Source organism: Massilia yuzhufengensis, assembly GCF_900112225.1.
GTDB classification, from domain to species: Bacteria; Pseudomonadota; Gammaproteobacteria; order Burkholderiales; family Burkholderiaceae_D; genus Telluria; species Telluria yuzhufengensis.
On record NZ_FOLD01000012.1, the window covers coordinates 110,187 to 129,626 of the forward strand.

The 19,440-nt window shown below is 67.1% G+C and carries 17 protein-coding genes; 6 read left to right on the top strand and 11 right to left on the bottom strand.

Going from position 1 to position 19,440, the window contains the following annotated elements; genetic code table 11:
- Positions 1-67: 67 nt before the first annotated feature.
- Entirely contained in the window at positions 68-895 is an 828-nt protein-coding gene (locus tag BM031_RS25770) for a PEP-CTERM sorting domain-containing protein (protein WP_218147591.1), read from the bottom strand.
- Positions 896-1,055: 160 nt separating this feature from the next.
- Between BM031_RS25770 and BM031_RS12290 the strand changes: the two genes are divergently transcribed.
- A complete protein-coding gene (locus BM031_RS12290; protein ID WP_091874858.1) occupies positions 1,056-2,423 on the top strand; it encodes an MBL fold metallo-hydrolase in 1,368 nt (455 codons plus the stop codon).
- On the opposite strand, the gene BM031_RS12295 is transcribed toward BM031_RS12290, so the two are convergent.
- Positions 2,403-3,107: a hypothetical protein gene (locus BM031_RS12295; RefSeq protein ID WP_091874859.1), complete on the bottom strand. Its 705-nt coding sequence runs from the start codon at positions 3,105-3,107 to the stop codon at positions 2,403-2,405. The genes BM031_RS12290 and BM031_RS12295 overlap by 21 nt on opposite strands.
- Positions 3,108-3,220: 113 nt before the next feature.
- On the opposite strand from BM031_RS12295, the gene BM031_RS12300 reads away from it, so the two are divergent.
- Positions 3,221-3,589: a DUF2784 domain-containing protein gene (locus BM031_RS12300; RefSeq protein ID WP_091874860.1), complete on the top strand. Its 369-nt coding sequence runs from the start codon at positions 3,221-3,223 to the stop codon at positions 3,587-3,589.
- 36 nt (positions 3,590-3,625) lie between these two features.
- On the opposite strand, the gene zwf is transcribed toward BM031_RS12300, so the two are convergent.
- The gene (gene zwf, locus BM031_RS12305; RefSeq protein ID WP_091874861.1) at positions 3,626-5,092 is read right to left on the bottom strand and encodes a glucose-6-phosphate dehydrogenase; all 1,467 of its coding nucleotides are present in this window, start codon (positions 5,090-5,092) and stop codon (positions 3,626-3,628) included.
- Positions 5,093-5,500: 408 nt separating this feature from the next.
- Between zwf and BM031_RS12310 the strand changes: the two genes are divergently transcribed.
- Positions 5,501-6,595 (top strand): MBL fold metallo-hydrolase, encoded by a 1,095-nt coding sequence (locus tag BM031_RS12310; RefSeq protein WP_091874862.1) that lies wholly within the window; start codon positions 5,501-5,503, stop codon positions 6,593-6,595.
- A gap of 9 nt (positions 6,596-6,604) precedes the next feature.
- On the opposite strand, the gene BM031_RS25535 is transcribed toward BM031_RS12310, so the two are convergent.
- From BM031_RS25535 to BM031_RS12325, 3 genes are all read right to left on the bottom strand, one after another.
- Positions 6,605-6,889 (bottom strand): hypothetical protein, encoded by a 285-nt coding sequence (locus tag BM031_RS25535; protein ID WP_177207740.1) that lies wholly within the window; start codon positions 6,887-6,889, stop codon positions 6,605-6,607.
- Between the two features lie 155 nt (positions 6,890-7,044).
- On the bottom strand, positions 7,045-7,848 hold the full coding sequence (locus BM031_RS12320) for an SPFH domain-containing protein (RefSeq protein ID WP_091874864.1): 804 nt from the start codon (positions 7,846-7,848) through the stop codon (positions 7,045-7,047).
- A 96-nt stretch (positions 7,849-7,944) separates the two neighbouring features.
- A complete protein-coding gene (locus tag BM031_RS12325; protein WP_091874865.1) occupies positions 7,945-8,853 on the bottom strand; it encodes an alpha/beta fold hydrolase in 909 nt (302 codons plus the stop codon).
- A gap of 244 nt (positions 8,854-9,097) precedes the next feature.
- On the opposite strand from BM031_RS12325, the gene BM031_RS12330 reads away from it, so the two are divergent.
- Entirely contained in the window at positions 9,098-11,593 is a 2,496-nt protein-coding gene (locus tag BM031_RS12330; protein WP_091874866.1) for a TonB-dependent receptor plug domain-containing protein, read from the top strand.
- 169 nt (positions 11,594-11,762) lie between these two features.
- Here the strand turns inward: BM031_RS12330 and BM031_RS12335 are convergent, their stop codons facing one another.
- Genes BM031_RS12335 through BM031_RS12350 form a run of 4 tightly spaced genes read right to left on the bottom strand, consistent with a single transcriptional unit; the run spans position 11,763 to position 16,445 of the window.
- Positions 11,763-13,760 (bottom strand): LTA synthase family protein, encoded by a 1,998-nt coding sequence (locus tag BM031_RS12335; RefSeq protein WP_229408834.1) that lies wholly within the window; start codon positions 13,758-13,760, stop codon positions 11,763-11,765.
- A 25-nt stretch (positions 13,761-13,785) separates the two neighbouring features.
- Positions 13,786-14,589: a hypothetical protein gene (locus BM031_RS12340; RefSeq protein WP_177207741.1), complete on the bottom strand. Its 804-nt coding sequence runs from the start codon at positions 14,587-14,589 to the stop codon at positions 13,786-13,788.
- Between the two features lie 3 nt (positions 14,590-14,592).
- The gene (locus BM031_RS12345; RefSeq protein WP_091874867.1) at positions 14,593-15,282 is read right to left on the bottom strand and encodes a hypothetical protein; all 690 of its coding nucleotides are present in this window, start codon (positions 15,280-15,282) and stop codon (positions 14,593-14,595) included.
- Positions 15,282-16,445, bottom strand: a complete 1,164-nt coding sequence (locus tag BM031_RS12350; RefSeq protein WP_091874868.1) for an exo-alpha-sialidase — start codon at positions 16,443-16,445, stop codon at positions 15,282-15,284. Before BM031_RS12350 ends, BM031_RS12345 begins: the two co-directional genes overlap by 1 nt.
- A gap of 331 nt (positions 16,446-16,776) precedes the next feature.
- Here BM031_RS12350 and BM031_RS12355 point away from each other — a divergent pair, with 331 nt between their 5' ends.
- Positions 16,777-17,880: a sensor histidine kinase gene (locus tag BM031_RS12355; protein WP_229408837.1), complete on the top strand. Its 1,104-nt coding sequence runs from the start codon at positions 16,777-16,779 to the stop codon at positions 17,878-17,880.
- Positions 17,877-18,662 carry a LytR/AlgR family response regulator transcription factor gene (locus BM031_RS12360; RefSeq protein WP_091874870.1) on the top strand — a complete coding sequence of 262 codons (786 nt, stop codon included), beginning with the start codon at positions 17,877-17,879 and terminating at the stop codon, positions 18,660-18,662. The genes BM031_RS12355 and BM031_RS12360 overlap by 4 nt, the downstream gene beginning before the upstream one ends.
- A 4-nt stretch (positions 18,663-18,666) precedes the next feature.
- Here the strand turns inward: BM031_RS12360 and BM031_RS12365 are convergent, their stop codons facing one another.
- Positions 18,667-19,230 (bottom strand): hypothetical protein, encoded by a 564-nt coding sequence (locus tag BM031_RS12365; RefSeq protein ID WP_091874871.1) that lies wholly within the window; start codon positions 19,228-19,230, stop codon positions 18,667-18,669.
- Positions 19,231-19,440: the final 210 nt, after the last annotated feature.

A 19,440-nucleotide genomic window follows, 5' to 3' on the forward strand; every position in this document is an offset into this window, starting at 1 on the left:
TGGCCTTGATGGAGGGGAGCGGGAAAGCCGGCATGGTAACCCAGCCTGGCCCGCTCCGCCCGGTCGGTCAGCCCGCGCGTGCCTTGCGGCGGCGCGCGACGCCCAGGCCGGCCAGGCCCAGGCCGAGCAGGGAGAGCGACACCGGTTCAGGCACGTCGGCCGGGGTGCCCACGACGATCTGCACGATGCCGGTCTGGCCCAGGTCCGAGAAGGTCCAGTCGTTGTGGACGTAACCCAGCGCGGACGCATTGCCGATGCCGAACTCAGAGCGCTGGTTTGCGTTCTGGCTGCCGAAGTCGTTCCATGCGAACAGGGTCTGGCCGGCGCCGGTGTTGTGGATCTGGAAGGAGCCATGGCCTGCGGCCGTCGAGAAGCCGCTGTCGTTGAAATCGAAGAGACCGCCGCTGCCGCCCGGGACGTAGCCGGTGGTGCCTTGGGCGTAGTTCGACGACCACATCTCCAGGCCCACCTGGCCCAGGCCCGTGCCCTGGGTGATGGTGGTGTTGTTCGAGTAGATGTTCGCGTTGGCGACCAGGTTCTGGCGCGCCACCTGGTTGTTCACGTTGTGCGGCAGCGCCAGGCGGGCGGCGTTGCTGTCGAAGGAATCCATCGACACGTAGACGAATTGCCCTTTCTGCGGGCCAGAGCTCACTTCGACGTAGTAGCCGATGCGGGTGTAGCCGGCGGCGATGCTGGCCAGGTTGTTGACGGTGTAGGAGATGCTGTTGCCGTACTGGTACTGGGGGTTGATGGCGCCGATATTGAATTCGTACAGCACTTTCATGCCGGACGCTTCCTTACCTGGTACAACGGCGTTGCCATTGAAGAGCGGGCTGGCGCCGGCGCTGGTGGCGGCAAGGGTGGCGAGGAGGACGAGGCTGCGTGCGAAGTTCATGGATAATTCCCTAGGTGTAATTGTTCATAACGTCAAGCAATTATTGTGCCAGAGCGGCAAGTCTTTGATTTCATGAGTTCTGGGTGGAGCCGCGGGCCCGCAGTGTAAAGACCGTCGACAACCCCGCCCTTGGTAGAATGCGCTCTTACCGGAGACATGCATGGACACACCAGGGCTGACCATCTCGCGCATCCTGCATGCGGGCTATGTGTTCGAGTGCGAGGGCAGGCGCATCGCCTTCGACACCATTTTCGAAAACCCCTTCAGCCGCAACTGCCACGCCTTCCCGGATGTGCGCTTCGACCAGGACGCCATCCGCCGCCAGCGCTTCGACGCGGTCTTCATCTCGCACTTCCACGACGACCACTGCTCGCTCGAGAGCCTCGACCTGCTCGACCGCGCCACGCCGCTGTACATCTACTGCATCTTCGAGGAGCTGTTCGAGATGGTGCGCCGGCTCGGCTTTACCAGTGTCCAGCCGCTGGCGCTGGATGCGGCGATCAAGGTCGGCCCCTTCGAGGTCATTCCGCGCGAAGCCATGGATGTGGACGTGGACTCGATGTTCCAGGTGAAGGCCGCCGGGCTGAATGTGCTCAATGTGGTCGATTCCTGGATCGACGAGGTCGCGCTGGCCCAGCTGGAGCGGGAAGGCCCGTGGGACCTGGTGCTGTGGCCGTTCCAGACCATGCGCGAGATCGAGGTGCTGGCGCCGTCGCGCGCCGCCGCCGCGCCGCCCACCCTGCCGCAGGAGTGGATCGGCCAGCTCCAGGCGCTGCAGCCGCGCTATGTGGTGCCCAGTTCCTGCCAGTTCCAGCAGGAGCCCTGGTCCTGGTACAACCGGGCCTTCTTCCCGATCACCTATGCCCAGTTCGCGCGCGAAGTCGGGGCCGCGCTGCCGGGCGCGCAGGTGCTGCGACTCGATCCCTCCACCTCGGTGCGGCTCGACGCCAGTGGCATGCGGCCGGCCGCGCCGCTGCCCTGGGTGGTGCCGGTGGGCGAGCAGGATGTGGACTACCAGTACCAGGGCAACGCGGCGCCGCCGTCGACCGGCGAAATCGCGCGTCACTTCGCGGCCCTCGATGCGGCCCAGCATGCGCGCGTGATGGACTACTGCCACACCGGGCTGCCGGAGAAGTACGGGGCCGTGGAGGCGTCGTCAAGCTATTTCGACCAGCCGCGCGTCTGGCAGCTGTCGCTGTTCGGCAGTGCCGGCGAGGTGACGCGCTTGCGCTACCGGCTCGATGCCGAGCGCGCCACCCTGGCCGGCGCCGATGCCGGACCGCTCGGCTGGACCACCGAGATCCCGGAAGCCAAGCTGTATGCGGCGCTGGAGCTGGGCGAATCGCTCACCTCGATGTACATGCGCATCAACGACACCGTGTTCGATGCCGCCACCGAGCGCGGGCTGATCGAGGCCGACGTGGTCGACGATCCGCTGGTGCGCTGCCTGTTCAGCGACACCTTCGGCGCCTACCAGGCGGCTCAGCTGCGCCGCCTGCTGGCGCGTTCACTTCCCGAGCAGCTGTAGCGACTGTTCCCAGTCGCGCGCCCAGGGCTGCAGGAAGTCGTGCGACTTGAACGCGCGCCGCAAGGCGCCGAGCGGCACGCGGTAGACGTCGTGCAGGCCCAGGGCCAGGGTGACGGGGTTCCAGACGATGTCGCGTTTTGAACGCTTGGTGCTGGCTTTGACGCGGGCGCCCTCGTCGCCGAAGATGCCGATGGCGGCATTGAGCTCCTTGTCCAGGTCGAGCCGCGCCAGCTGCGCGAAGGCGGCCAGCACTTCCGGCTTCCTGATGCCCAGCTGCGACTCCTTCGCCTCCACCGGCTTGGCCGGCTGGGCGGCATGTTCGAGCTTGCCGGCCAGGCGTTCCAGGTCTTTTTTCTGGAAGCGCAGTTCGTCGAGCCGGCGCCGGAAGCCCGGCGGCGGCAGGCGCGCGACGATCTTGTGGGCGTCCTTGGTGGTGGTGATCAGGACGTCGTCGCTGCCGGCAGCCAGGCGTTCGATATCGCCCGCAACAAAAATCGGCGCCAGGTAGCCGCCATTGGCGTCGCCGAACAGCTCCGCGTGGGCCGCCTCGTAGTCGAGCCAGACGTAAGGCGTCAGTTCCTGCTCGAGCAGGCGCGCCAGGGTCCATGGGGACGACGTCTGTTCTTCCAGCCAGGCGCAGGCTTCGGCGATGGTGGCCCGGAAGGGCAGTTCGGTGGTGCTCATCGTGCTTTCGGTTGGGGTGGGCCGGCGCTGCCGGCCTGGCAGCCATGCATTCTAGAGCATGGCGCGCCGGCCCGCTGCATTCCCGTGCGCCGGGCCTTGCTTTACACTGGCGCATGGCTTATCGCTTCCTGGCCGATGCCGTGCTGGTCGTGCATCTCGGCTTCATTGTGTTCGTCGTGTTCGGTGCGCTGCTGGTCATGCGCCACCGGCGGCTGCTGCCCGTGCACCTGGCGGCGGCGCTGTGGGGGTTGTCGATCGAGGTGCTGGGGGCGATCTGTCCGCTCACATATGTCGAGAATCACCTGAGGCTGCTGGCGGGCGGGGCGGGGTATGGCGGTGGGTTTGTCGAGCACTACCTGCTGCCCCTGGTGTATCCGGGCGAGTTGACCAAGGCGATGCAGTACGGGATGGCGACCGGGGTGCTGCTGGTGAATACAGGACTGTATTGGTGGATATTCCGGCGGCGCGCGCCGGTGTCCTAGGGTGAACGGGAGACCCGCCCACCCTGCGGAATCGGTTTATTCAACCCAGGCAAACCCATCCCGTGCCAGCAGTGCGAACGATTCCGCCGGCCCCCACGACCCGGCCGGATACGGATGCGGCTTCTCGCCCAGCGTCGACCAGCCTTCGATGATCGGGTCCGCCCACGACCACGCCGCTTCCAGTTCGTCGCGGCGCATGAAGTGGGTCAGGCGGCCGCGGACGACGTCGATCAGCAGGCGCTCGTAGGCTTCGGCGCGGCGTTGCTGGAAGGCCGATTGCAGGTCGAGGTTCAGGGCCACCTGCTGCATCTGCATGCCGCTGCCGGGTTCCTTGGCCATGATCTGCAGCTTGATCGCTTCTTCCGGCTGCAGTTCGATGACCAGGCGGTTGGCGACGCCGCCGGGCGCGCCCGGGAACAGCGGGAAGGGCGGATTCGCGAACTCGACCACGATCTTGGAGGAGCGGCGCTGCATGCGCTTGCCGGTGCGCAGGTAGAACGGCACCTTGGACCAGCGCCAGGTGTCGACGTGGGCGCGCACGGCGACGAAGCTCTCGGTCTTGCTGCCTTCCGGGACGTTTTTCTCTTCCAGGTAGCCGTTGACTTCCTGGTTGCCGCTCACGCCGTGGGTATATTGCCCACGCACCGTGTCGCGCGCGATGTCGGCCAGGCCGAATCGGCGCAGCGAGCGCAACACTTTCAGCTTTTCGTCGCGTACGGCGTCGGGCGAGAGCGACGTCGGCGGCTCCATGGCGACGATGCACAGCAGCTGCAGCAAGTGGTTCTGCACCATGTCGCGCATGGCGCCGGTGCTGTCGTAGAAGCCGGCGCGGCTGCCCACGCCCACTTCCTCGGCCACCGTGATCTGCACGCTCGAGATGTTCGGCGCGCGCCACAGCGGTTCCAGGATCGAATTGCCAAAGCGCAGCACCATCAGGTTCTGCACCGTTTCCTTGCCCAGGTAGTGGTCGATGCGGTAGATCTGCGACTCGGCGAAGTGCTTGCCGACCGCTTCGTTGATCTCGATCGCGGAGCCGAGGTCGTTGCCGAGCGGCTTTTCCAGCACCACGCGGGCTTGCGCGTCGACCAGGCCGGCATCGGCCAGCTTGTCGCAGATGGTGGTAAACAGGGCCGGCGCCGTAGACAGGTAGAACACGCGCTGCCCGCCCGGATGGGTGGCCCGGGCCAGGGCGCCGAAGTCCGGCGCCTGCTGCACGTCCAGCCGGACGTAGTCGAGCAGCTGCAGGTAGCCGTCCCAGGTCTTGTCGTTGAAGTTCTCGCTGGCGATGAAGGAGCGTGAATGCGCTTCGACGTGGGCGAGGTAGGCTTCGCGGTCGAACTCCTGGCGCCCGGTCGAGATGATGCGGGTCTGGGCAGGCAGGTTGCCGTGCAGGTAGGCCATGTAGAGCGCAGGCAGCAGCTTGCGCATCGCCAGGTCGCCCACGCCGCCGAAGATGATCATGTCGAGGGGGAGACCGATATCAGTGTCTGTCGAAGGGGTCATTTCAATAGCCAAATTAGTTGAAGAAGTTGTATCTGAGCGGGCACGGAATGCTCCTCGCCCGGCCTGCCGCGCGCGTAGTGGGCGCGGGAGCCTGCCGGATGGGCTCGGTTCACTGTTGGCAACCCTGATACGGTAGCAGAATGACAGTGGACGTGCACGGGATGTCCCGGCTTGTGGCCGGTCGGGAGCGCCCGGGGCGTGGGATGGGGCCAAGGGCGGTCGCCAGCTTGCGCTGGGCCAACTAGCTTACAGGCTTGGCAATCATTAGGAAATGACAAAATACGCAACGGCAGGGTGCACACACTATTTGCATAAATTGCCAATTGTGCAAATTTCCTTTGCAAGGCCGGCGAACGCTGCACCAGGGCGCATCCCTTATACTCGTGTTTTCCTCCTGCCCAGCCCGTCATGCGCCACCCCGCCAGCATTGCCGCACTCGCCCTTGTCGTTCTCGTCGCCGGCTGCACGAGCGTGAATCCGTACTACGATGCCGGCAAGCCGCACCACACGGCGCAAGGATTCAAGAACAATTACCCGCCCAACCCCGCCTACCTGCGCCCGCCGAGCGGCTTCTTCGAAGGCTGGGCCGGGCGGCTGAAAAACTGGACCTCGGACGGCTCCGAGCGCGCGCCATTGGCCCCGATCGCGACGGTGCAGCCCGACCTGGGATTCATCCATGCCAATAAGGCGCAGCCGGCCCTGACCTGGATCGGCCACGCGACCTTCCTGCTGCAGACCGGTAACGGCGTGAACATCCTCACCGACCCGGTGTTCGACCAGCGCGCCTCGCCCCTGTCCTTCGCCGGACCGAAACGGCAGCAGCCGCCGGGCGTTGCGCTGGCCGACCTGCCGCATGTCGACGCCGTGCTGATCAGCCATTCGCACTACGACCACCTGTCGGTCGACTCGCTGCGCGCGCTGTACCGCCAGCCCGGCGGGCCGCCGATGCTGTTCGCGCCGCTGGGCATCGACCTGTGGCTGGCGGAAAACATCACCGGCGGCGAGAAGGCGCATATCACCCGGCTCGACTGGTGGGACAAGGCTGCCTTCCGCGGCCTCGACCTGCAACTGCTGCCGGTGCACCATTGGTCCTCGCGCACGCCATGGGACCGCAACGAGACGCTGTGGGGCGCCTGGGCCGTCACCCGGCCGGGCTTTTCCTTTTTCTTCTCCGGCGACCTCGGCTATTCGAAAGACATCCAGGACATCGCCGCCCGTTTTACCGGCGGCTTCGACCTGGCCGCAATCGGCATCGGCGCCTACCAGCCAGTGTGGTACCGCAACTCGCACGTCAGCCCGGACGAAGCGGTGCGCATCCACCGCGAACTCCGGGTGCGCCACAGTGTTGGCATGCACTGGGGCACCTTCCCGATGGGCCAGGAACGGCTCGACCAGGCCCCGCGCGACCTGGCCACGGCGCGCGCGGCGCAGGGCATCGCGGACGACGCCTTCTTCGTCATGCGCCACGGCCAGACCTATCGGCCGCCGCCCGTCGCTCGGTGAGCGCCAGGATCAGGTTTTCACGGCGCGTTTATTGGCCTCGCTGATGGTCCAGTAGTCAATCGCGCGCCCATCGACTTCGGAGGTCGCCCACCGGGAAGCTGGCGCGGTCCGACACGCCCGCCTTGCGCGCCTTTTCCTGCGCTTCGGCGATGCGCACCGGATTGAGGTGATGATGAGGATCGACAGCGTGAGCGCGCGCACCATGCTGGCGGCGCCCCCGCGCACTTCGGCGCTGATGTACGCCGGCGCGCCCCAGCCGGGCGGCAGCATGCCGAGGGGGACGGCCTGCTGCATCTGGTCGCCGAACACGAAGGCCAGCAGCGCGATCGGGCCGGTGGTGAATCGTAGGGTGGGCGGCTATGCCGGCCGCGCGTCCAGCGCCGCTCGGCGCAGCGGACATGCATGCCGTGGTCGAACGCGCGGTCGGCGAAGCCGACCACCCTACGGTCTTACTTCGTGCCGACGTTGACCATGCCCTTGAAGTCATACGGTATCACCACGGTCTGCACCTTGCCTTCCGCGATTCCCTCCGCAATCTTCATCTGCGCCTGCGCCTGCATGTAGCTGATCGCACCCGCATTGGCATTGAGCGCCGCGATCCGCTCCGCTTCCTTCTTCGCGATCTGGACCTCGACTTCCTTGGTCTTTTCTTCGTTCTTGGCCCCCACCAGGTTGTCGGCGCTGGCCTTGACCGCGTCGCTCGGCACCATGCTGCCCACGCGCACCTGCGATATCACGATGCCGTTGAGCTTTTCATCGTTCAGCGTGGTCGACATGATCTCCTGGATTTCCTGCTCGATCTGGGCCCGGTTGTCGTTCATGTTCAGCGCCTCGTACTTGCGCGCCGTCTTGTACACGGCATTGCGCGCGGTCTGGTAGATGTACGAATGCATCAGGTAGATGTCGCCGGTCTTGTCGACCATGTGGAAGGAGCGGCTCTTGTTGATGTACAGGTCCGACACCGACGACGGCGTGATGTTGTAGATCACGCTGATGTCGAATTCCTTCATCGTCGAATTGTCGGCCGCCAGCGGCGTCAGGTTCTGCACGTCGACGCTGACATCCTTCACCGGGAAGGTCAGCACGCTGCCGACCAGGGTCTGGTTGAAGCTGCCGGCGATGCGTTCGTCCGGCTCGATGGTCTTGTCGAAGTTCACGCGCAGGCCCACTTCGCCGGTGTCGACGATGGTGCAGCCGGTGGCCAGTGCGCCGATGGCCGCGGCCAGGGCAATCACGAGATACAGTTTCTTCATTCTTTTCTCTTTCAGGGTTTTCCGCCAGTGCCCGGTTCTAGCGACCGGTGCGTCACCAACGATACCATTTTCAAGAGCGCAGAAATCCTCGGTTTGTCACGCGCCGCCGGCTGGCCGCTGCAGGAAAGGCAGCGCGCGCGCCAGCAGCGTATCCGGCGCTTCCTCGGCGATGTAGTGCCCGCAGGGCAGGGCCTCGCCATCCACGTTGGAGGCCAGCTTGCGCCATTCGGCCAGCGGATCGAAGCAGCGGTGCACCACGCCGTGTTCTCCCCACAGCACCAGCAGCGGCACGGCCAGCTGCAGGCCCGCGTCGCGGTCCGCGCGGTCGTGTTCCAGGTCGATGCCGGCGGCGGCGCGGTAGTCCTCGCAGATGCCGTGGGCCGTGCCGGGAAGGGCCAGGCAGCGCCGGTATTCGCCCAGCGCGCGCGCATCGAACGGCGCCAGGCCGGCGCTGCGCCGGCCCATCACGTCGCGCACGTAGGCGGCGGGGTCGGCTTCGATCAGGCGTTCCGGCAGCGGCGCCGGCTGGATCAGGAAGAACCAGTGCCAGTAGGCGCGCGCGAAAGCGTCGGAGGTCTGCTCGTACATCGCCAGCGTGGGCGCGATATCGAGCAGCACCGCGCGCTCGACCGCCTGCGGATGGTCGGCCAGCAGCCGGTGCGCCACGCGCGCGCCGCGGTCATGGGCCATCACGGAAAAACGCGCGAAACCGAGCTGCCGCATCACCGCCAGCGCATCCTGCGCCATGGTCCGCTTGCTGTAGTTGACATGGCCGGCCGCGCCGGCAGGTTTGGACGAATCGCCATAGCCGCGCAGGTCGCAGGCAACGAGCGTGAAATGCCGGCGCAGCACCGGCGCCACCTTGTGCCAGATCGCATGCGTCTGCGGATGCCCGTGCAGCAGCAGCAGCGGCGGGCCTTCGCCGCCGACGACGGCGTTGATGTGGATGTCCTGGCCGACATCGACCTGGATGCGGCGAAATCCGGGAAAGAGCGTTTCGTCCATGGGTGTAATCCGTGGTGTTGAGAGAACCATGATGGCAAGGGCCTGCATAAGGATACGCGTTCGTGACGGTTCCGTGCCCGCTCGCGAGAGCTTGTCTGGCTTACATGATCCTGACGTGCGGGGCGCTGTTGTAAATATGCCCCTAAGAAACTTTACGAATTGACATCCTCGGGCGTGCCCACCAGTATCAAATGGCGCCCTCATGTCCCGATCCGGCGCGATTTCACTACAAGAGGAAAACCAGATGCAGAAACACGTAACGGAAAAGACAGTCGTCGCCCTGGCCATCGCTTCGCTGTTTTCAGGCGTCGCCCAGGCCCAGGAAGCAGCGGTCCCTGACACCGGCCCGGCCGCCACCGTCGTCGTCACCGGCACCCGCGTGGCCAACCGCACCGCGCTCGACACCGCGGCCCCGGTCGACATCATCTCCGCCGACACCCTCAAGAACTCCGGCAGCACCGAGATCACCCAGGCGCTGTCGATGGCCCTGCCGTCGCTGAACTTCCCGAAACCGGCCATCACCGACGGCACCGACACCATCCGTCCCGCCACCCTGCGCGGCATGGCGCCCGACCAGACCCTGGTGCTGATCAACTCCAAGCGCCGCCATGCTTCCTCGCTGGTGAACGTCAACGGCTCGATCGGCCGTGGCTCGGCCGCGGTGGACATGAACACCATACCGACCGCCATCGTGCAAAGCGTCGAGGTGCTGCGCGACGGCGCCGCCGCCCAATACGGCTCGGACGCGATCTCCGGCGTGGTCAACCTGCGCCTGCGCACCAACCGCAGCGGCGGCGAAGCGGCCGTCACCTACGGCGCGCGCAAGACCGAATACGAACTGTGGAACAGCGCCGCCCCGGCCGGCGGCACCTGGACCGCGCCAGCTTCGCGCGAGCGTACCGACGGCCAGACCGCCACCGTCAGCCTGTGGAAGGGCCTGGCCCTGGGCGAGGATGGCTACCTGACCATCGCCGCCGAATTCAAGGACCAGCACCGCACCGAACGCAGCGGCTACGACATGCGCCAGCAGTACCCGCGCCTGGCCAGCGGCGCTTTCGATCCGCGCGAGAACACCATCAACCGCTTCAACGCCTGGTATGGCGACCCGGAGCTGGAACAGTCAACCCTGTTCGCCAACGCCGGCAGCAACCTGGGCGGCGGCGTCAAGCTGTACGGCTGGGCCAGCTACCAGAAGCGCGAAGCCCGCTCGGGCGGCTTCTTCCGCCCGGCCCAGGACGCGCGCAACATCATCTCGATCTACCCGGACGGCTTCCTGCCGATCATCGCGCCGACGGTGGACGACTTCTCGGCCACCGGCGGCGTCACCTGGCAGCTGGGCAGCTGGGACATGGACGCGTCGCTCGGCTACGGCAAGAACAAGATGCAGTACGAGATCCAGAACACGCTGAACCGCTCGATCGGCCCGACCAGCAAGACCGAGTTCGACGCCGGCGGCTACGCCTACGACCAGCTGGTGTTCAACCTCACCGGCGTGCGCGCGCTCGACGTGGCCGGCCTGTCCTCGCCGCTGAACCTGGCGCTGGGCATGGAAGCGCGCCGCGAAGGCTACGAGCTGTTCGCGGGCGAACCGGACTCCTACCGCGCCGGTCCCGAACGCCTGCCGGGCGGTGCGCCGACCGCACCGGGCGCCCAGGTGTTCCCGGGCTTCCGTCCATCGAACGAAGTCGACGCCCACCGCAACGCCATCGGCGCCTTCGTCGACCTCGAAGCGAACATCACGCCCCAGCTGCTGGCCTCCGCCGCCCTGCGCGCCGAGCATTACAGCGACTTCGGCGACAGCCTGGCCGGCAAGCTGTCGGCGCGCTACGACTTCAGCAAGTCCTTCGCGCTGCGCGGCGCGGTGCAGAACGGCTTCCGCGCGCCGTCGCCGCAGCAGCAGAACTTCACCGCCACCTCGACCAACTTCATCAACGGCGTGCCGTTCGAGATCACCACCTTCCGCCCGACCGACCCGGTGGCGGTGGCCCTCGGCGCCAAGCCGCTGGAAGCGGAAAAGTCGGTCAACGCCTCGCTCGGCGCCGTGATGCGCTTCGACCCGTTCAGCATCACCATCGACGCCTACCGCATCGATATCGAAGACCGCATCATCCTGTCCGAGAACCTGACCCAGACCAACGTCTTCAACTACATCGCCTCGCAGGGCTTCGTGGGCGTGGGCGGCGGACGCTTCTTCATCAACGGCGTCGACACCCGCACCCAGGGCGTGGACGTGGTGGTAAGCTGGCCGATGAAACTGGCCGGCGCGGGCAACCTGGACTTCACGGTGGCCGGCAACTTCACCGACACCAAGGTGACCAAGGTGCCGACCACCACGCAGCTGTCCTCGCTGCCCGGCACCGCCCCGATCCTGTTCGACCGCCTCAACGTGCTGTCGCTGGAAAAGGGCCAGCCGGAGAACAAGATCAGCGCCAACGTGAACTGGAAACTGGGCCCGTGGGGCGCGACCTTCCGCGCCACGCGCTACGGCAAGGTGCTGCAGGCCGGCACCAGCGCGGCGCTGGACTTCTGGATGGGGCCAAGGACCGTGGTCGACCTGGAGGGGCGCTTCGCCGTCACGCCGAAACTGTCGCTGGCCATTGGTGCGGACAATGTGTTCGACCAGTATCCTGAAACGCAACCGCCGGCGCTGAACACGACGGGCAATACGCCGTTTGCGAACTATGCGCCATTTGGTCGTTCGGGACGGTTCATTTACGCCCGTGCGAACTACGGGTTCTGATGTAACACGGTAGTCCCGCAACAGAAGCACGTCGTCCCGGCGCAGGCCGGGACCCAATTTGCATGCATAGCAGCTAAGTGTGATTGTAGTGGCTACAGCACGAACTTGGGCTCCGGCCTTCGCCGGAGCGACGGTTCAAAAGCTGGTGGTGAAAGCAGGCTGAATCGCTCTACGGGCTTTGCCGATACAAGCTCTCCCGATACATCAACGACGGCGCCACCACATGCGCCATCGCCTTCTTCACCAGCGTCGGATCCGGCGCCTCGCTGCGCACCTCGAAATTCCCCGACGCCGCATCGTAGCGCCCCAGCAGTGGCGCCTTGCCCGGCCTGAGTACCGTGGCGCCCGAGCCCTCCAGGTAGGCGAAATAATTCTCGAACTGGATCAGCGCGCGCCCCGGCGAGCTGCGGTCGCGCACCAGGTCGCGGCCGATCATCGGGTGTTCGCTCGAGACCCCGAGCAGCGACAGCAGCGTGGGAGCGAGGTCGATCTGGCTGGCGATGGTCTTGATGCGTTCCGGCTGGATGTCGGCGCCCAGGATCAGGCCCGGGATATGGAACTTCTTGATCGGCACCAGCGCGTTGCCGTACACACGGTTGTCGTGGTCGGCCACGATCAGGAACACGGTATCCTTCCAGTAGTCCTGCCTTTTTGCCTCGCGAATGAATTTGCCGAGCGCGTAGTCGGCGTATTTCACCGCGTTGTTCACTGTCTGCTTCGGCTGCTCGTGCAGTGCGATCTTCCCATCCGGGAATTCAAACGGTTCGTGGTTCGATGAACTGAAAATAAGGCTGAAGAAGGGCTTGCCCTGGGCGTGCAGGTGCTTGAGCCGTTCCAGCGACTTGTCGAACAGGTCTTCGTCCGAGGCGCCCCAGCTGCCTTCGAACTTCGGCTGCATGTCCTCGCGGTCGACGATGTTCTGGAAGCCGTTCCCGGTGAAGAAACTGCGCATATTGTCGAAGTGCGCTTCGCCGCCGTAGACGAATTCGGTGTGGTAGCCCTGCTTGCCCAGGCCGGCCGCCAGCGTGTAGAAATTCTGCTGCGCCAGCGACAGCTTGACCACGCTGCGCGCCGGCGTCGGCGCGTAGCCCGCCACCACCGCTTCGATGCCGCGCACCGAGCGGGTGCCGGTGGCGTAGAGCTGCTCGAACCACCAGCCTTGCCCCTTGAGTTTTTCCAGCTCCGGCGTCACCGGCACGCCGCCGAGCGATTCGACGAAGGTCGCGCCCAGGCTTTCTTCCAGCACGATGACGAGGTTCAGCGGCCGCTCGCGGGTGATGGCGGCGCCCTGGTGGTGCAGGGTCGGCAGTTGCGGGTTGGTGAACTGGTAGTCGCGCAGCCAGGGCGCGTCCCTTACCTGGGCGAATACCTGCTCGCGCGGGAAGGGGCCGTAGATCTCCGAGGAGCGGGCTTCCTTGCGCAGCGAGGTGATCGCATCGATCACCGACCAGGACGAATTGATGACCAGCGAATTGACCAGCGCGTCCTGGGTAATGGCGAACAGCGCCGGGTTGGCCGGGCGGTGCGCGGTGGTCGAGCGCACCTGCACGAACACCACCAGCACCACCAGCGGCCAGGTCAGCAACAGTTTTTTCGCCGGCCAGGCCGCAGCCCCGTGCGAGGCGCCGGCCAGCACGCGGTGCAGCGCGTAGCCGAGGGCGATGGTGACACTCACCCCGAGCAGCAGCACCGTGCGAAAGCCGTTCCAGAGGGTCGCCATGACTTCCTGCGGCCGGTCGAGGTATTCGATGAAGAGGCGGTTCGGGCGCACGTCGTACTGCATGATGAACTGGGGCGTGGATAGTTCCATGAACACGATGGCGACCACCGCCAGCGTGGCCCAGCCCACCATGAACGGGCGCCACCAGCGCGCGGCGCGCGGCAAGGCCGACAGCGGCGCCAGCAGCACCGGAATGGCCAGCCAGTAGCCGAGCAGGATCAGGTCGGCCCGCACGCCCTGCAGGAACACCGCCCCCAGCTGGCCGGTGGCTGCTACCCGCGGCAACTGCCACGCGACCAGCGCGGCGCGCGACAGCGACAGCAGGACCAGGCCGACCAGCGCCATCTGCAGAACGCTGGCATAGGGGCCGGCCCAGCGGGTCAGGCGGGCCAGCAGGGGCGGGCGCGCTGCCCAGGTGGGCAGCAGCGGCGCTGCGATGGCGGTCATGGCGGGGCGCTGGGCGGGCCGGGGATCAGGCGCCGGTGGCGCCGGCGCCGGCGCTGAGCAGCCAGCCCACCAGCAGCAGGAAGGCCATCCACATCGCGAACAGCTTCGACAGGCGGCGGATATCGGCGGCGTTCTCGAACAGCGTCGGGCGTTCGTAGGCGACGCCGGCAAAGTAGGCCGCGAAGACCGTCGCCAGGTAGTGCACGGCGCCGAAGGTCTCGCCCAGCTCGCCTTTGCGCGGATGCTCGATCAGCAGGTGCGACAGCGCGACCAGCACCAGGTAGATGACCGACGCCGACAGCGGCGGCAGGTACAGGCCGAGCGACTCGACCCAGCGGCGCACGCCCGGCTTGGTGCGCGCGACGATGGGCAGGATCAGGTTATGGGTGATGCCGGCGATGAAGATCAGTTTCAGCAGCACGTTCTTGTGCAGGCTGCCGCTGCCGACGGCCAGGTTGTGCAGGTTGGTCTCGGCCTGGCGATTGTTGGCGACGAAGAACTCGGGCGACTGGATGCCGAGGATGCGCTGGAACCAGCTGATCTCTTCCAGCGCCGCCAGTGCGCACAGCGCGCTCAGTCCGGCCAGTGCCAGCAGCTCGAGCCAGGAGGCGCCGCCGCGCTTGAGGCGTTCGCTGAAGGCGAAGGCGAGCAGGCCGGCGATGACGGTAAAGCACAGGAACTGCATCCATTCGACGATGCCGTCCTCGCCCAGCAGGCGCCACAGCTTGGCGGTGTCGCCGGACCAGATGATGGCCCAGGCCATGATGAACACGTTGATTGCGATCCCCGTCGCGATGACGGGATGGGTAAGCCACTTCCGGTTTGCCACAAACTACTCCTTCATTGGTAAATATGGTTCTGCACCGGCCAGCGGCGCACCGGCGGCGGCCGCGCGGCCGGCGCGGCGCAGCAGGGCGCGCACGGCCGTGGCCCCGAGGGACACCAGCGCCCAGCCCCACAGCAGCGGGTCGAGCAGGGCGTCCCACAGGTTCCCGGTCGGCAGGCGGGCGAGCGAGAACAGGGCGATGGCGCCGAGGATGGCGCAGCCAGGCAGGCGGCCCATGCCGCGATGTATCGCCAGCGCACAGGCGCCGGCCAGCAGCACCGCGCACAGCGCCGCACCCTGGCCGAAGCCGGCATAGTAGTAGCCGCGCGAGAGCAGGCCAAAGGCGTCGAGATAGAGCACGGCGCCGGTGGCGGCCAGCACGGCGGCCAGCGGCAGCGGCATCAGTGCGCGCGGCGGCGGCTCGCCCGGATGGCCGGTAGCGCGCGCCAGCAGCCTGGCCAGGCACAGCCCCGCCAGCACGCCGCTCGGATACTGGAAGGCCAGGCCGAGGTGCCAGGCCGGCGAAGCCTCGCCCGGCAACAGCACCAGGGCGCCCGCGCCAAGCGCGATGCCGGCCAGCGCGCGGCGCGGCAGCCGCCATGCGGGCGGCCAGGCGGCCACCAGCAGCGCCGCAAGAACCAGCGCCCAGGCCAGGCGGCCATAGGCGAATTGCCACGACAGGTCAGGCAGCGTCATCAGATGTTTTCTCCGATCAGGATCCGGAACCGGTGATGCGCGATCGCCTGGCGCTGGTGGGTATAGGTGATGTGCAGCTCCTTGCCGACCTGCTGCATCGTTGGATAGGAGAATTCGTCGCCCGCGCTGCCGCTGGCGACATCGGCCACCGTGCGCCAGGTGCGGCCGTCTTGCGAGAGCGACAGGCGCAGCAGGCTGCGCGAGGAGCCGCCGCTGCGGATGTGGTTATGCAGCATCAGGAAGTCGCCATTGGCCAGGCGCAGCGCGGCCACCGAGGTGCTTTCGTTATTCAGCTCGAGCGGCGGCAGGTCTTCCCAGCTGGCGCCGCCGTCGCGGCTGTAGGCCTGCTGCACGCGGCGCTCGTCGCTGGCGTCGCGCATCCATGCCCGCACTTCGGTGCCGGCTCCCGGCACGATGGCCGGCTGCAGCGTGGTGGTGCGCGCGCCGATGCGTCCCAGCCCGGTCGGCTCGCCATCGGCATCGAAGGCCATCAGCATCGGGTACTTGATCCCGATCTCGAAATACACCGGCAGCCACCAGCCGCCGTTCACCAGGCCGACCGCGGAGGTGCGCACCAGCACGCTTGTATTGAACAGGGGCGACATCGGCAGCACGCGCTTGACCTCGAACGACGCGCCTTCGGTGCTGGAGACCATGTGGACCACGCGCGAGGCCGCCCAGCCGCCCAGGCCGGTGGCGACCACGTACAGGTGGATCTTGCCGTCGGGGCTGGTCCAGGCGACCGGGTTGCCGATGCGGCGCACGCCGTAGCCAAGCGCGCGGCCGAGCGACGCGCGGCTGGCCACTTCCCAGGGCGCACCCCATTTGCCGTTATGCCACTGCGAGGCGTAGACCTTGACGTCCGGGCCGCTCTCGCGGCTGCCGGCCCACCAGAAGGTCAGCATGCGGTCGCCCGGCAGCGTGGCCATCGCGCTGGCGTGGGCCGACGGCGTACCGCGCGGCATCGGGATCAGCGAACGGGAAAGTTCAGACAGGGTGACGCGGCCCGCCTGCAGGGCCTGGGCCTTGGCCGGCGCGGCGGCGGCGTGGGCAGCGCGGGTCCAGCGCACCGCCTCGGTGGCGGCGACCGCCAGCACCACGGCCATGCAGGCGAGGGCGGCGCGGTGGCGGCTGGGTGCGCGTGGTTGCTGGGATCGCTCCATAAGCTCCATTGGAGGGAACCGGGCTCAGCCGAATTCCCCGACGCTAGTTGTCTGACTGCAGGGTATGCGGCGCCGTCGGGTGAAACTTGTGGTTCCACGGACTCTTCTGGAAGAAGCGAGCTGAGCTGTTACCAAGCAAAGGCATTATCCTACAGGAAAGACCCTGAATATGACACCAGATATATGCATCCGCGCGACGCCAGCGCCACAATCCGGTCGACCAGGACGCCGGTTCACGGCACGCAGCCGCGAGTTCATCGCAGCCGGCTTGCCGGAATAGCACCGGCTGGGCAGAATGCGGGGCATTCCAGCCGTGAAAGCGAGTGACAGCATGACAAGCCAAGTCCAGCCCGTCCTTCCCGGATCCCCGCCTTCCGGCATCAAGGCCATGCTGCTGCGCGATCTCGGCATGGCCGTGGTGGTCAGCGCGCTGGCGGCGGTCGTCATCGTGCTCACGGTGGGCCGGCCCGAGACGCTGCACGAGCAGCTGGTGTACTCGCTGTGCATCGGGGTGCCCGGCTATGCGCTGGTGGATCTCGTGCGCCTGCGCTTCTGGCCCGAGCTGCGCGGGCGTCCCGGACCCTGGCTGGCCATGTCCGGCGTCATGCTGGCTACCGCGCCGCTGGCGCACTGGGTGGGCATGCACCTGGGCGCCACCGTCTTCGGCCACCGCTTGCCCAGCCTGCCGGACTATCCGTCGCAGGAGCGCATCAGCATGATCTTGTTCACCTTCATCGGCTTCATGCTCATGACCCTGATGGTGGAGCACCGCGAGCGCCTGCGGCGCGCCGAGCGGGCCCACGGCGAGGCGCGGCTGCGCGCCGAAACCATCGAGCGCCAGGCCTTGCAGTCGCAGTTGCAGCTGCTGCAGGCGCAGATCGAGCCGCACATGCTGTTCAATACGCTGGCCAACCTGCAGGGCCTGATCGCGCTCGACCCGGCGCGCGCCAACACGATGCTCGACCAGCTGATCCAGTACCTGCGCGCCACGCTGGGCGCCTCGCGCTCCGCGAGCACGACCCTGGAAGCCGAATTCGCCGCCATGCAGGCCTATCTCGGCCTGATGGGCGTGCGCATGGGCGCGCGCCTGGGCTACCGGCTCGAGCTGCCGGAGGATTTGCGCAAGCTGCGGGTGCCGCCGATGCTGCTGCAGCCGCTGGTCGAGAATGCGATCCGGCATGGGCTCGAGCCCAAGATCGAGGGCGGCGAGATCAGGATTTCCGCACATGCGCAGGGCGGCATGCTGGAACTGCAGGTGTCCGACACCGGCCTGGGCCTGGCGCGGAAGCCGGGCAGCGCCGGCGGCGGCGTGGGCCTGGCCACCACCCGCGAACGGCTGCGCGTCCTGTATGGCGGGCGCGCCTCGATCGAACTGGCCCCGGCCCAGCCGCACGGCGCGCTGGCCCGCCTCATCCTGCCCCTGGAGACCGCATGAGCATCCGCGCCCTGATTGCCGAAGACGAACCGATCCTCGCCGCGACCCTGGCGATGACCCTGCACAGGCTCTGGCCCGCCCTGGAGATTGTCGGCACCGCGCCGAACGGCGTGGCCGCCGTGGAGCAGGCCCTGGCGCTGGCGCCGGACGTGCTGTTCCTGGACATCAAGATGCCCGGCCAGACCGGCATCGAGGCGGCCGAGGAGCTGGCCGAACGCTGGGAAGGGCCGGCGCCGTTCCCGCACGTGGTATTCGTGACGGCCTACGACGACTACGCGGTGCAGGCCTTCGAGCAGGCCGCCGCCGACTACGTGCTAAAACCCGTGAACGAGGCGCGCCTGGCGCGCACGGTCGAGCGGCTGCAGTCGCTGCTGGCCAGCCGCCACGAGGAGGCCGACCCGCTGGCGCAGCTGGTGGGCCGGCTGCAGGCGCTGGTTCCGGCCAGTGCGGCGCCGCAGCAGCTGGACATCGTGCGCGCGGCGGTGGGCAATATGGTGCGCATGATCCCGGTGGGCGAGGTGGTGTTCTTCCAGGCCACCGACAAGTATGTGAATGTGGCGACGGCCGACCACGAAGCCCTGATCCGCATGCCCCTGAAGGAACTGCTGCCGCAGCTGGACCCGGCGCGCTTCCGCCAGGTCAACCGCAGCATGGTCGTGAACCTGGCCTGCGTGGCCAGCGCCGGGCGCGACACGATGGGCAAGGTGATGCTCACCCTGAAGAATCGCCCGGAAAAGCCGCGCGTGAGCCCGGTCTACGCCCACCTGTTCCGCCAGATGTAAGGCCTTACGGCAGGCCGGCGCCGCGCGCGCGGCCGCCCCGGGCCAGCCGCATCGCCGCGCCGGCCAGCAAATGGACCAGGAAGGAGCAGGCCGCGATCACCGAGGCGACCAGCACCGGCAGTACGGCGCCGAAGGTGAAGGTCATGCCCAGCGCGAAGCCGAGCACGTATTCGGCGCGGTAGGCGTGCACGAACAGCGCCGCGGCGAAGGCGCCGAAGAAGATGAAAGTGACGGCCGGATGCCCGAGCGTGAAGGCCAGCGCCAGCGCCGCGCCCCACAGCAGGGCGACCGTGAAGCGCACCTGGGCCAGGCTGCGGAAGCGCTCTCGGCTGCCGGCCTGCACCAGGGTGTGGGCGCGGCGCTGGATGCGCCCCACCAGGTGCCACACCAGCAGCGGCACGACCAGCAAGCCCCACCAGTTGGAGATGGCCGGCAGCTCCGGGTTGGCCAGCAGGTGGTGGGCGAGCACGCCGCCATGGGTGTATTCCCAGCCGATGTGCAGGGTTTCGGCGACGAGGGCGCAAATTGTCAGCAAGAGGCGGGACTGGATGGCAGGACGGGCGAACATGGCGCGGTTCCTTTGCGGTGGGCCGGCGGTAGAGATAACCCCGGGCAGCCCATGGTAGCAAGCTTGCCGCTATTGCCACAATCCTGGCGTGTAAATATGTTGCGGCTTTGGTTCAGTCCAGCATATGCAAATTCGGGGTCAGGTCTGACATTTGGACACGACCCCGACTGTACATCTGGCCCTCTGCCAATAATTGGGCGGTTCCGCTGT